Here is a 12,150-nt window from a genome sequence, read left to right as displayed (position 1 = left end):
TGCCCGACGGCGCCACACCGCTGGTGCACTCCGACCAGGGCTTTCAGTACCAGCACGCCTCCTGGCGCACCCTGCTCGACGACGCGGGCCTGACCCAGTCGATGTCACGGCGGGCCAACTGCCTGGACAACTCGATGGCCGAGAACTTCTTCGGCCACCTGAAGGCAGAACTGTTCCACCACAACAGGTTCGACACCGTCGAGGAGTTCACCGCGGCACTGGACGACTACATCAGCTGGTACAACACCACCCGCATCTCCACCACGCTCGAGGGCCTGAGCCCGGTCGAATACCGAGCCCAGGCCCTCGCGGCCTAACCTTCAGTTAGCCAGTCCAACTTTCGGGGCCCAGTTCACACCGAGTGCCGGCCCTGCTGTCGTGAGCGGCCTGTCACGAGCGCCACACCGCGCCCGTCCGGACAGAGTGTTAGCGTCGCTAAGCATCGGGTGACGGGGAGAGCGATGACGATCTGGGAAGCCCTCGTGGTGGTGGTCGCGGGTGTGTTCGCCGGCGGCATCAACACCGTCGTCGGCAGCGGAACGCTCGTGACGTTCCCGGTGCTGCTCGCCGTCGGCTACCCGCCTGTGGTCGCGAACGTCTCCAACAGCCTGGGGCTGGTGCCCGGTTCGCTGTCCGGGGCGTGGGGTTACCGCGAGGAGCTGAAGGGGCAGGCGTCGCGGGTCAAGAGGCTGCTGCCCGCGTCGATCCTCGGTGGCATCGTCGGTGCGGTCCTGCTGGTCACGTTGCCGGAGAACGCTTTCGCGGCGATCGTGCCGGTGCTGATCGTCATCGCGTTGGTGCTGGTGGTGATCCAGCCGTGGCTCAACTGCAAGCTCGCGGACCGGCGCACGGACAACGACGGCGGCCTGTTGTTGTGGTTCGGGGTTTTCGCGGCCGGCATCTACGGCGGCTACTTCGGGGCCGCGCAGGGTGTGCTGGTCATGGGGCTCATGGGTGTGCTCGTCAGCGACCACCTGCAACGCCTCAACGCGTTGAAGAACGTGTTGACGGCGTTCGTGAACCTCGTCGCGGGTGTGCTGTTCATCTTCATCGCCGACGTGGCGTGGCTGGTCGTGCTGCTGCTCGCCGTCGGGTCCGTCATCGGCGGCCAGATCGGGGCGAAGGTCGGCCGCAAACTCCCACCCGCCGTGCTGCGCGGCGTCATCGTGGTGGTGGGAGTCGCGGCGATCGTGCAGCTGCTCACCAAGTAGCTGTCAGACGCTGAACGCGCGGGCGGCGGCCAGGAAGGCGTCGTTCTCCTCCGGTTCGCCGATCGTCACGCGGGCTCCCTCGCCCACGAACGCGCGCACGACGACCTTGTGCTCCAGGCAGTGCTCGTTGAACTCCGCGGTGCGTTCGCCGAGGGGCAGCCACACGAAGTTCGCCTGCGTCTCGGGCACCTCGTAGCCCAACGCGAGCAGCTCGCCGCGGACGCGGATGCGTTCCGCGACGATCGCGCGGCAGCGGACCATCAGCTCGTCCTCGGCGTCCAGCGACGCCATCGCGGCCACCTGTGCCAGCGCGTTCACCGAGAACGGCACGTAGACCTTGCGCAGCACGTCCGCGACGGCGGGCGGGGCCACCGCGTAGCCGATCCGCAGGCCCGCGAGGCCGTACGCCTTGGAGAACGTCCGCAGCACCGCCACGTTGTCGCGGCCCGCCGCCCACAGCTGCTTGGCGAGCTCGACGCCGTCCGGGACGTGCGCGTCGTCGACGAACTCCTTGTACGCCTCGTCGAGCACCACCAGCACGTCGTCGGGCACCTTCGCGATGAACGCCTCGATCTCCTCGGTGCGCAGCGCGGTGCCGGTCGGGTTGTTCGGGTTGCAGACGAAGACCATGCGCGTGTTCGGCGTGATCGCCGCGGCCATCGCGTCGAGGTCGTGCACGTGGCCGTCGGTCAGCGGCACGCGGATCTGCTTGGCGCCCGCCACGTGCGTGACGATCGGGTACGCCTCGAACGAGCGCCAGGCGAACAGCACCTCGTCGTTCTCGGTGCAGGTGGCCTGGACGAGCTGCTGGCACAGGGTCACCGAGCCGCAGCCGAGGGCGAGGTGGTCAGCGGGCACGCCGAGTTTGTCGGCGAGCCTCGCGGTGAGCTCGGTGCTCCCGGAGTCGGGGTACCGGTTGATGGCGGTGGCCGCGTCGGCGATCGCCTGAACGACGCTCGGCAGCGGTCCCGCCGACACCTCGTTGCTCGCGAGCTTGATGGCGCCCGGAATGGTCCTGCCGGGGACGTAGGACGGCAAGGACGCCAGGTCAGCACGGGTTCGCACGGTCATGCCCCCGATCCTCGCATTGCTCCGTCCGATTGGTCACGTTGACTGGAGTTCACCCTGGCGTGCGAGGGTGAACCATGACCACTACCCGCATCGAGACGCTTTCCCTCTCCGACGGCCGTGAGCTGCGGGTGACGATCGCCGAACCCGACTCCGCCGTGCGGGGCGGTCTCGTGGTGCTGCACGAGGCCCGCGGGATGACCGCCGGGGTCCGGTCGCTCGTCAGCAGCCTGGCCGCCGAGGGGTGGCTCGCGATCGCACCGCACCTCTACGACGAGGACCGCGTGCACGGCGACGACATCAGGGACCGGGTCAGCAAGCTCTCCGGCGACCGCCTGCTCGCCGACACCGACGTCGCGTTCGTGTGGCTCGGGCAGCAGGGCGTGAGCGCCGACCGCATGGGGGTCGTCGGCTTCGACATCGGCGGCACCGTCGCGATGGTGGTCGCCGCGAGCCGTGCGATCGGCGCGGCCGTCACCGTGCAGGGACCCGGCATCCTCGAACCGCTGTCCGACGGGCTTCCCGCGCTGGTCGACGTGGCCTCCGACCTGTCCTGCCCGTGGCTCGGCATCTACCGCGACGACGACTCGGAAGAAGTGAGCAAGCTTCGTGATGCTGTGATCAGTTCCGAAACTGCCTCTGATTTGGTCCGATTCGATGTATCCAGTGATGAGGCGTGGTCGCGGGCGTTGAACTGGTTCGACGCCCACATGCGGTAAGGGGGTCTTTCCGGCGGATTGGAACCGAACTGGCGTCCGGGTACATCTAAGAAGGGCTTCGGACGGGCTGCCTGGGTGTGGATCACGAGTAACGCCCAGTGCTGCGGTGACGAGTTATGCAGTGCAGGGGGTTGTGAGGGATGGCTGAAGGCACTGGGACGGCGAGTGGGACGGCGGAAGGTACGGGGGCGGCATCCACGGTGACGCCTGATCCGACGACGGCGACGACCACGTCGACCACCGTGCCCATCACGGCGGAACAGCTCGCCGCGGCGAAGCCCGTTCTCCAGCAGCAGATGCAGGCGGACAAAGCCGAGGCGAGCCAGGCCGCCGCCAAGCTGGACGAGGCAGCCGACCGCGGCACGCTGACGCTCGACTACGACGCGGCCGATGCCCTGATCAAGGCCGTCGAGGAAGCCCGCGACCAGGTCATGGACCTGTGGAGACGCGCGAGCCAGCAGCTGGCCACGCCGCTGCAGCTCGGGGACAACCCCGTCGCCAGGGCCATCAGCGCCCGCTTCACCGACCTCGCCGTCGGCGAGGACTCCGGCGCCGCCAAGGCGCTGCTGGACCTCTTCAAGGTCCTCGACGACATCGGCAACGCCCTGCGCCGCAGCCGTGACAGTCTGCGCGCCACCGATGAGGAGGCCGAGCAGGCCATGAAGAACGCCGGGGGGTCCTGGTGAGCCACGGATCGAACAACAGGGGCGGCCACGGCGGTGGTCACGGCGGGAACGGTGGCCACGGGAACGGGCACCACGGCGGTCCCCGCTACAACCGCGAGGACCTCCACGAGCCGGTCGACTGGATGACCTACACCCACGAGCAGCTCTACAACATGGTGCACACGGGCGTGAACCTCGCCGGTGCCCAGGCCGCGGCCACGAACTGGGCGAAGATCGGCGAGGACATCGCCGGCGTGCGCCTCAACCTGCTCAAGGCCGTCGAGGACTCGGCCGTGGGCTGGGACAGCGAGTCGGCGCGCCTGGCCCGTGACGGCATCACCGAGGTCACCAACTGGGTCGACGACACCGCGACCTACGCGACCAAGGTCTCCGCGGCCATCACGACCGAGACGAGCAACGTCGAGGCGGCCCGCGCCGCGATGCCGCCGCCTCCCCAGGCCCCCGAGGCCCCGGTGCCCACCGAGACGGTGAAGCCCGCCCTGCGCGACAGGCTCGCCCTGGTGGAGCAGGCCGACGGGGTCAGCGCCGGCACGAGCCTGCAGGACGCGCGGCTGGTGCGGTCCACCGACGAGTTCGCCAACTTCGAGACCATCGGCAGCAGCCCCGTCGAGACCCTCGCCGCCGCCGACGCGTCGCACCGCCGCGCGGCCGACGTGATGGCGGCGTTCCAGCGCAACTCGGCCGCGGTCGACCAGACCGTGCCGCAGCAGTTCACGCCCCCGGTCAACCCGGTCAACCCGACACCGGCCAACCCCGAGTTCGGTGGCGGCCGCACGCCCGGCACCCCGGAGACGAACCCCGGCGGTGGCGCGGCGGGACCCGTGACGACCTCCCCGGCGAACGGCCAGAACCGCGGCACGACGAACGCCTCGTCGCGCGGCGGTGGCGGGTTCGGCGGCGGTCGCGGTGGCGGCTTCGGTGGTGGCGGCATGGGCATGGCCCGTCCGTTCAGCTCCGGTTCCGCTGGCCAGAGCGGTGGCGCTGTCGCGTCCGGCGGTCCCGGTGCGGGCGGTGGCGCGGCCGGCGTCAACGAGGGAGCGCGTGCCGGTGCCGGTGCCGCGGCGGCTGCCTCGTCGCCGGCGGCCGGTGGCCAGACCAAGGCGTTCCAGAACCCGCTCGCGATGGGTGCCGCGCCGATGGCCGCCGGTGCCGCGGCGGGCGGCCGTGACGACTCGCGCGAGCACAAGAGCGCGAGCTACCTGGAAGAGGACGACAACGTCTTCGGACTCGACCGCAAGGCAGCTCCGCCGGTGATCGGTCAGTGAACGAACGTCAGTTCACGGTGAGCTCCCAGGAGTTCTTCCTGCTGTGGCAGGCCGTGCACGGTGAGGACCGCGCCGTGCCGCTCGGGACGCCCCACGTCGGGGCCACCCGCGCGGCACGGCAACGCCTCGTCGAAGCGAGCTCGCAGACGCTGCTGGCGCGCGGGCTCGGCACCGTGCAGCGCCCTGATCCGAACCTGAGAGCGCTGGTCAGCGGCCTCGGCGAGTTCGAAAGGGCACTGGACATCGCGTACTTCAAGGGCGCCGAGCTGGCCCGCGGCATCGCCTGCGCGGGCTGGACCGGTGCCTTCGCCGCCCGCGTGAACGACAAGGTGCACCTCTACTCGTTCCGCCCGACGTCACTGGCCTCGGCCACGGTGTCGTCGCTGCCGGGGCTCGCACCGGGCACCGGCCGCGCCGTGAACGTGCGCTGGGACGACTACGTCCGCGCCGGCAAGGCGGGGGAGCAGGACGGCAAGCAGGCGTTCCTCGAGGTCCTGCGCGACGCGGGCGTCCGCGAGCCGGAGGCGCACACGCTGCTGCGCCTCGTCACGTCCCGCATCGGCGGCGGCGAGCTGGGCCTGACCGCGCGCAACCGCGACGGAGTGCCGCGCCCGACCGGCCGTTCGGTGTCGTGGCTCGACACCCGCGAGGGCCGGTACCTCCTGCGCAAGCAGGACGGCTGGCTCGTGCTCGCGCCGGCCGACGCCTCCCGGCTCACGACGGCCGTCGACGAGTTGCTCGCGGCGGGGTGAGAACACACAGGTGGGCGAACGCAAGTCCGCCAATCACACATGGACGTGCGGGTTCGCCTCAACTAGACATGGGGCATGACCGACACCGACGTCGAACTGCTCTGGCGCCCCGATCCCTCCAGGGACAACGGAATGGCCGGCTTCAGGACGTGGCTGCGTTCTGAACGAGGCCACGACTTCCCCGACTACGAGTCGTTGTGGGAATGGTCGGTCTCCGATCTGGAAGGGTTCTGGGGCGCCGTGGCGTCCTATTTCGACGTGCGGTTCCACTCGGCCCCGGAACGGGTGCTGGGATCGGCGGACATGCCCGGCGCGAAGTGGTTCCCCGGCGCGACGCTGAACTACGCCGAACACGCGCTGCGTCGCGGTGACGACGACGACCTGGCGGTTCTCTTCCACCGAGAAGACGGTCTCTCGACTTCGCTGACCTACGGCGCGCTGCGCTCGCGCGTGGCCGCTTTCCGCGCCGCACTCGTGTCCCTGGGCGTCTCGCAGGGCGACCGGGTGGTGGCGCTGGTCCCGAACACCCCGGACGCGCTGGTCGCCTTCCTGGCGGCCGCCTCGCTGGGCGCCACGTGGTCGTCGTGCTCCCCGGACTTCGGCGCGAGGGCCGTCGCGGACCGCTTCACGCAGATCGAGCCGGCGGTGTTCGTCGCCGTCTCCGGCTACGTCTACAACGGACGGTCGTTCGACTGCCGCCCGGTCGTCGAGGAGATCCGCGCCCAGCTGCCCGGCCTGCGCGCCACGATCCTGATCGACTACCTGGACAACGGCTCCACGCTGCCGGACACGCTGTCGTTCACGGACCTGCTGGCGGCGCACGAGGGCGCGCCGCTGGAGTTCACCCCGGTGCCGTTCGACCACCCGCTGTGGGTGCTCTACTCGTCCGGCACCACCGGCCTGCCCAAGGGCATCGTGCACGGCCACGGCGGCATCGTGGTGGAGCACCTGAAGATGCTCGGCCTGCACAGCGACCTCGGCCCCGGCGACCGCTTCTTCTGGTTCACCACCACCGGCTGGATGATGTGGAACTACCTGGTCGGCGGCCTGCTGGTCGGCACGACCATCGTCCTGTACGACGGCAGCCCCGCCTACCCGTCGCTGAACACGTTGTGGCACCTGGCCGAACAGCACCGCATCACCTACTTCGGCACCTCCGCGCCGTACATCCAGTCGTGCCTGAAGGAAGGGCTCGACCCGGCCGCGACGTACGACCTGACGGGCCTGCGCGTCGTCGGCTCGACCGGCGCACCCCTGACCCCGGAAGGCTTCCGCTGGATCGCCGACGCCATCGGCGAGGACGTCCAGATCGCCTCCGTCTCCGGCGGCACCGACGTCTGCACGGCGTTCGTCGCCGCGTCCCCCGACCGCCCGGTCTGGCTCGGCGAGCTGTCCTGCCGCGCCCTGGGCGCCGCCGTGGAGGCGTACGACGAGTCCGGCCGCCCCCTGGACGACGCGGTGGGCGAGCTCGTGATCACCAAGCCGATGCCCTCGATGCCGGTCAGCTTCTGGGGCGACACCGACGGCTCCCGGCTGCGCGACGCCTACTTCGACACCTACCCCGGCGTCTGGCGGCACGGCGACTGGATCCGCATCACCCCGCGCGGCTCCGCGGTGATCTACGGCCGCTCCGACTCGACCCTGAACCGCGGCGGCGTCCGCATGGGCACCTCGGAGTTCTACCGCGTCGTCGAGTCGGTCGACGGCGTCGCCGACTCCCTGGTGATCGACACCTCCGGCGTCACCGAGGGCGAGCTGCTCTGCTTCGTCGTCCTGGACGGCGTGGAACTCGCCGACGTCGAACCACTGCTGCGCAAGGAATTGCGCGCGTCCCTCTCCCCGCGCCACGTCCCGAACAGGTTCGTCGCCGTGGCCGAGATTCCCAGGACCCTCAACGGCAAGAAGTGCGAGGTCCCGGTCAAGAAGATCCTCGCGGGCGCCGACCCGGAGAAGGCGGTGAGCAAGGGCGCGCTGCGCAATCCGGAGTCCCTGCGGCCCTTCCTGGAACTCGCCTCGGAATGATCTAGGTCACTCCGTCGCCGCCGACCAGGCGTTTTACGCCCCTCTCCGGCTCTCCGTACATGCCCTGAGCAGCGCGGATGCAGTTAGGAGGGGGGCGTTTTGCAAGTCGGTCGAGGACCTGTGTAACCTATGCGTCGTGGCCAAGGATGGTCCCGGGAGGCTTCGCCTAGTCTGGTCTATGGCGCCGCACTGCTAATGCGGTTTGGGGTAACCCCCCATCCCGGGTTCAAATCCCGGAGCCTCCGCAAGGCCGAACCTCTCGGGGATCGGTTATAATTGAATAGCCTGCGCTCGTAGCTCAACGGATAGAGCATCTGACTACGGATCAGAAGGTTACAGGTTCGAATCCTGTCGAGCGCGCCAGCTCAGAGCCCCGGTGGAGAAATTCCGCCGGGGCTCTGACCGCATTCGTGACCGCGGTTCTTTCGAGTCATGCCACGCAGGACACGGGCATCGTCATCGGTGACCACCAGCCGGAGCGCGCGTGGAAGGGGCCGGGCCGACGTTCACGATCCGGCTTCCGTGCCGGTGATCACAGCATCGAAAACCGCAGGTGGTCGTTGCGATGAGGCATCGTGGACAAGTGGTTGAACAGGACACTACGTTCCCTGTTCACCGAGGCTGAGTGAGAACCGAAAGGCCGGACTGGTGAACAGCACTGTCGAGCGGCAGGTCCGCGAGTACTACGACCACGCGGGGCCCGCGTACCACGCGCTCATGGGGCAGTTCTGGCACCACGGCGACTTGGCGGCCGAGCAGGCCGGACTGTCGCCGGAGGACGCGGCGAAGGCGTTGGCGCGCAAGCAGGTCGAGGCCGCGAACCTCCGCGCAGGGCAGACGGCGCTCGACTTCGGCAGCGGTGTCGGCGGCACGACCGTCCACATGGCCGAGTTGTCCGGGGCGAACGTCGTCGGCATCTCCAACAACGAGTGGCTGTCGGCGGAGGCACGCCGCTACGCCGCCGAGCGGGGCATGGGGGACCGCGTGGCGTTCCTCACGGTCGGCGACGAGGACTACAAGACCCTCACGGCCTGGCCGGACGCGTCGCTCGACATGGTCAGCTTCTACGAGTCGGTGTGCCACCTGCCCGAGAAGGGCGCGTTCTTCGAGGCCGCGTTCCGGGTTCTCAAGCCCGGCGCCCGTCTCGTCGGCGTCGACTGGATCCGGCGGCCGTTCGGCGAGCGGCGGACCGAGGAGGAGATCGCGCCGTTCGTCCGGCCCGTGGAGGAGGTCATCTCCATCCCTCGGCTGGGCTCGCTGGAGGAGTACCGCGACGCGATGGCGGCGGCCGGGTTCGTCGTCGAGGTCGCCGAGGACCTCTTTCCCGGCGTCGAGTGCTGGGGCAGCACCCCGCCGGACGACGGGCAGGGCTGGGGCGAGTACAGCGGCGAGCGGGAGACCGTGATCCACGCGGGCAAGCGGGTGCTCGACGCGGCGCGGGCGGCCGGGGTCTTCTCGGTCGGGCGGTGGGTCGCGCGCCGGTGACGTGACTCGCGCGGGTCCAGCGGGCAGAGTGGCGGCGTGGAGCAGCGGGAGATCATGCAGCGGGCGCTCGGCGTCCTGACGCTCACCTACGACGGCGCCGGGTCGGACGACTACCTGCGGATGGCGCTCAAGTCGTTGCAGGAGGGCGTGTTCAGCTACGAGGTCAAGGTCGACGGCGAGCTGAACGAGGCCGGCGCCCAGGCGCTCAAGCAGGCGATGGACCAGGTGCTGTCGCAGTTCGGGTGGTTCACCGCGGGCCTGCTCTACGCCTTCCACGGCGTCGCGCAGGCGTACGAGAACGACTACGAGGACGCCGACGTGCAGGAGATCCTCCGGCAGCTCGCGCTCAGGCTCGCCGACTGACGAGCTCCTCGCGCACGCCGTCGGAGAACGGGGTCCACGCCTCGACGGCCCACGGGCCGAAGCGCAGGTCGGTGAGGGCGACGCAGGCGGCGGAGATCTCCGGGTCGACCCACAGGAACGTGCCGGACTGGCCGAAGTGCCCGAACGTGCGCGGCGAGTGGCTCAGGCCGGTCCAGTGCGGCGACTTGCCGTCGCGGAGCTCGAAGCCGAGGCCCCAGTCGTTCGGCTTCTGCATGCCGTAGCCGGGCAGCACGCCGTTCAGGCCGGGGAAGACGACGGACGTGGCCTCGCCGAACAGCTCGGCCGACACGAGCGTGGGCGACAGCAGCTCGGCGGCGAACAGGGCCAGGTCGGCCGCGCAGGACTCGGCGCCCGCACCGGCCGAGCCGACGAGGGCGGACGACTTCATCCCCAGCGGCACGAACACGGCCTCGCGCAGGTACGTCTCGAACGGCATCTCGCACGCCGTGCCGACGAACGACGCCAGCACGTCGAAGCCCGCGTTGGAGTAGATCCGGCGCTTGCCCGGCTCGGCCTGCACCTCGGCCTTGTCGAACGCGTAGCCGGCGGTGTGCGAGATGAGGTGCCGGACGGTGGCTCCCGGCGGCCCGGCGGGCTGGTCCCATTCGACCGCCCCCTCCTCGACGGCGACGAGGACCGCGTAGGACGTCAGCAGCTTCGTCACCGACGCGAGCGGGAACACCCGCTGCTGATCACCCAACGAGCCCACGACGGCCCCGTCCGAGACGACGGCCACCGCCACGTTCTCCACCGGCCACGACGCTGCCACTTCCACGCTCCGCATGGCACAGACGTTAACGTCAGGGTGTGACAGTCCGGGAACTGATCGTCCTGGGAACGGCCAGCCAGGTTCCCACGCGCCAGCGCAACCACAACGGCTATCTGCTCAGGTGGGACGGCGAGGGCCTGCTCTTCGACCCCGGCGACGGCTCCCAGCGGCAGATGCTGCGGGCGGGCGTCGCCGCGAGCGACATCACCCGGATCTGCATCACGCACTTCCACGGCGACCACTGCCTGGGCGTGCCCGGCGTCGTGCAGCGGCTCAGCCTCGACCGGGTCCGGCACACCGTGCACGCGCACTTCCCGAAGTCCGGTGCGCACTTCTTCGAGCGCCTCCGCCACGCCAGCGCCTTCTACGACGCCGCGGAGATCGCCGAGGTGCCGGTGGAGGAGGACGGCGTGGTCGCGAGGGGCAAGTTCGGGACGCTGGAGGCGTACCGGCTCGACCACGGCATCGACAGCTTCGGCTACCGGCTCGTCGAACCCGACGGCCACCGCATGTTGCCCGAGAAGCTGCGCGAGCACGGCATCCAAGGGCCGGAGGTCCGCACGTTGCAGGCGCAGGGGGAGCTGAACGGCGTCAAGCTCGGCGACGTCAGCGAGCCCCGCATCGGGCAGAAGTTCGCGTTCGTCATGGACACGCGTCTGTGCGACAACGTCTACGAGCTCGCGGACAAAGCGGACCTGCTGGTCATCGAGTCGACCTACCTCGCCCGCGACACCAAGCTCGCGGGCGACCACGGCCACCTCACCGCCCGGCAGGCGGCCCGCGTCGCGCGGGAGAGCGGCGTCCGCAAGCTCGTGCTGACCCACTTCTCCCAGCGCTACGACGACCCCGCCGAGTTCCACGCCGAGGCGGCGGCGGAGTTCGACGGGGAGATCGTCATCGCGAAGGACCTGGACCGGGTCCCGGTGCCGAAGCGAGCCACTGGTCGGTGACGATCTCCTCCAGCGACGAGTGCCGCGGCTCCCAGCCCAGTCCGCGCAGCCGCGTCACGTCGGCCCGCTGGAACCGGACCTCGCCGGGGTGGGCGGGCTTCCACTCGACGGGCACGGGGCGACCGGTCACGGCGGAGACGGTGTCGAGCACGTCCCGCACGGACGCGGGGGTGGCCCCGACGTTGTAGACCGACGACGTGCCCACCTCGCACGCCTCCAGCGCCACGACGAACGCGGCGGCGACGTCGCGCACGTGCACGAAGTCGCGCACGGCCGAGCCGTCGCCGTAGACCTCCATGCCCGGCACCGTCCCGGCGGCGGACGCCACGGCCCGCGTGATCACCCGTGTGGTGTCGGTGTCACCTCCTCCGGCAACGTTGAAGAGACGGAGCGTGGTCGCGCCGATCCGCCCCGACCGGGCGGTCCAGGCGACGAGGTCCTCCGCGGCGGCCTTGGTGGCGGCGTACGGGGACGACGGCTCGCGGGCCGCGTCCTCGGTCAGCGGCTCGTCCGACGGCCGGTACACGCCACCGGTCGAGGCGAGCAGGAATCGTTGGCCCTGAAGGGCTTCGAGGAGGTTCAGCGTCCCGCCGACGTTCGTCCCGTAGTACCGGACGGGGTCGAGGAACGACTCGCGAACGCGCGCCACGGCCGCCAGATGGATGACGGCGCCGACTCCGGAGAGTTCGGTCGCGTCGAAGGGCTCGGAGAGGCGTTGACGGGACACAACCGGTTCATGTCCGTGAAACCGCAGCTCACGCACCACGACTCGGCCGACGTACCCAGTGGCGCCGGTCACTAGAACTCGCACGAACTGACCCTAAAGGTCGCTCTCTTGA

The 12,150-nt window shown here is 70.1% G+C and carries 13 protein-coding genes and 2 tRNA genes; 12 read left to right on the top strand and 3 right to left on the bottom strand.

What is annotated here, in order from left to right; translation table 11 throughout:
* Together BLT23_RS35065 and BLT23_RS35060 are read left to right on the top strand one after the other, a co-directional pair.
* The coding region (locus BLT23_RS35065) for an IS3 family transposase (RefSeq protein ID WP_143035877.1) at positions 1 to 317 on the top strand (317 nt) is incomplete at its 5' end.
* 144 nt (positions 318 to 461) lie between these two features.
* Positions 462 to 1,211 (top strand): sulfite exporter TauE/SafE family protein, encoded by a 750-nt coding sequence (locus tag BLT23_RS35060; RefSeq protein ID WP_090058151.1) that lies wholly within the window; start codon positions 462 to 464, stop codon positions 1,209 to 1,211.
* 3 nt (positions 1,212 to 1,214) lie between these two features.
* Here the strand turns inward: BLT23_RS35060 and hisC are convergent, their stop codons facing one another.
* Positions 1,215 to 2,282, bottom strand: coding sequence for a histidinol-phosphate transaminase (gene hisC, locus BLT23_RS35055; RefSeq protein ID WP_090058148.1), 1,068 nt, complete (start codon positions 2,280 to 2,282; stop codon positions 1,215 to 1,217).
* A 74-nt stretch (positions 2,283 to 2,356) separates the two neighbouring features.
* Between hisC and BLT23_RS35050 the strand changes: the two genes are divergently transcribed.
* The 9 genes from BLT23_RS35050 to BLT23_RS35010 all read left to right on the top strand — a co-directional run bounded on the left by BLT23_RS35050 (position 2,357) and on the right by BLT23_RS35010 (position 9,571).
* Positions 2,357 to 2,998 carry a dienelactone hydrolase family protein gene (locus tag BLT23_RS35050; protein WP_090058146.1) on the top strand — a complete coding sequence of 214 codons (642 nt, stop codon included), beginning with the start codon at positions 2,357 to 2,359 and terminating at the stop codon, positions 2,996 to 2,998.
* 200 nt (positions 2,999 to 3,198) lie between these two features.
* The gene (locus BLT23_RS35045) at positions 3,199 to 3,684 is read left to right on the top strand and encodes a hypothetical protein (RefSeq protein WP_090058143.1); all 486 of its coding nucleotides are present in this window, start codon (positions 3,199 to 3,201) and stop codon (positions 3,682 to 3,684) included.
* Positions 3,681 to 4,949: a PPE domain-containing protein gene (locus BLT23_RS35040; protein ID WP_090058141.1), complete on the top strand. Its 1,269-nt coding sequence runs from the start codon at positions 3,681 to 3,683 to the stop codon at positions 4,947 to 4,949. Before BLT23_RS35045 ends, BLT23_RS35040 begins: the two co-directional genes overlap by 4 nt.
* A complete protein-coding gene (locus BLT23_RS35035; protein WP_090058136.1) occupies positions 4,946 to 5,701 on the top strand; it encodes an ESX secretion-associated protein EspG in 756 nt (251 codons plus the stop codon). The genes BLT23_RS35040 and BLT23_RS35035 overlap by 4 nt, the downstream gene beginning before the upstream one ends.
* A gap of 75 nt (positions 5,702 to 5,776) precedes the next feature.
* Positions 5,777 to 7,723 carry an acetoacetate--CoA ligase gene (locus BLT23_RS35030; protein ID WP_090058134.1) on the top strand — a complete coding sequence of 649 codons (1,947 nt, stop codon included), beginning with the start codon at positions 5,777 to 5,779 and terminating at the stop codon, positions 7,721 to 7,723.
* 155 nt (positions 7,724 to 7,878) lie between these two features.
* A tRNA-Ser gene (locus tag BLT23_RS35025) sits at positions 7,879 to 7,968 on the top strand.
* Positions 7,969 to 8,010: 42 nt separating this feature from the next.
* Positions 8,011 to 8,086: transfer RNA gene (locus BLT23_RS35020), tRNA-Arg, on the top strand.
* A 285-nt stretch (positions 8,087 to 8,371) separates the two neighbouring features.
* Positions 8,372 to 9,208 (top strand): SAM-dependent methyltransferase, encoded by an 837-nt coding sequence (locus BLT23_RS35015; protein ID WP_176947064.1) that lies wholly within the window; start codon positions 8,372 to 8,374, stop codon positions 9,206 to 9,208.
* A gap of 36 nt (positions 9,209 to 9,244) precedes the next feature.
* Positions 9,245 to 9,571: a hypothetical protein gene (locus BLT23_RS35010; protein ID WP_090058129.1), complete on the top strand. Its 327-nt coding sequence runs from the start codon at positions 9,245 to 9,247 to the stop codon at positions 9,569 to 9,571.
* On the opposite strand, the gene BLT23_RS35005 is transcribed toward BLT23_RS35010, so the two are convergent.
* The gene (locus BLT23_RS35005; RefSeq protein WP_090058126.1) at positions 9,555 to 10,376 is read right to left on the bottom strand and encodes a serine hydrolase domain-containing protein; all 822 of its coding nucleotides are present in this window, start codon (positions 10,374 to 10,376) and stop codon (positions 9,555 to 9,557) included. The genes BLT23_RS35010 and BLT23_RS35005 overlap by 17 nt on opposite strands.
* Positions 10,377 to 10,399: 23 nt before the next feature.
* Here BLT23_RS35005 and BLT23_RS35000 point away from each other — a divergent pair, with 23 nt between their 5' ends.
* Complete coding sequence (locus BLT23_RS35000; protein ID WP_090058124.1) at positions 10,400 to 11,311, top strand: ribonuclease Z; 912 nt, start codon at positions 10,400 to 10,402, stop codon at positions 11,309 to 11,311.
* Here BLT23_RS35000 and BLT23_RS34995 read toward each other — a convergent pair.
* Complete coding sequence (locus tag BLT23_RS34995) at positions 11,256 to 12,110, bottom strand: NAD-dependent epimerase/dehydratase family protein (RefSeq protein ID WP_281248937.1); 855 nt, start codon at positions 12,108 to 12,110, stop codon at positions 11,256 to 11,258. The two genes, BLT23_RS35000 and BLT23_RS34995, sit on opposite strands and share 56 nt — an antisense overlap.
* Between the last annotated feature and the right edge of the window lie 40 nt (positions 12,111 to 12,150).

It is taken from the genome of Lentzea fradiae (assembly GCF_900100955.1).
GTDB lineage: Bacteria > Actinomycetota > Actinomycetes > Mycobacteriales > Pseudonocardiaceae > Lentzea > Lentzea fradiae.
This window is presented reverse-complemented; position numbering and strand designations above follow the sequence as displayed.

Bases quoted from the DNA above. Each gene is read 5' to 3' on its own strand.
- BLT23_RS35005 (WP_090058126.1), bottom strand. From the start codon at position 10,376: ATGCGGAGCGTGGAAGTGGCAGCGTCGTGGCCGGTGGAGAACGTGGCG.
- BLT23_RS35050 (WP_090058146.1), top strand. From the start codon at position 2,357: ATGACCACTACCCGCATCGAGACGCTTTCCCTCTCCGACGGCCGTGAG.
- hisC (WP_090058148.1), bottom strand. From the start codon at position 2,282: ATGACCGTGCGAACCCGTGCTGACCTGGCGTCCTTGCCGTCCTACGTC.
- BLT23_RS35060 (WP_090058151.1), top strand. From the start codon at position 462: ATGACGATCTGGGAAGCCCTCGTGGTGGTGGTCGCGGGTGTGTTCGCC.
- BLT23_RS35030 (WP_090058134.1), top strand. From the start codon at position 5,777: ATGACCGACACCGACGTCGAACTGCTCTGGCGCCCCGATCCCTCCAGG.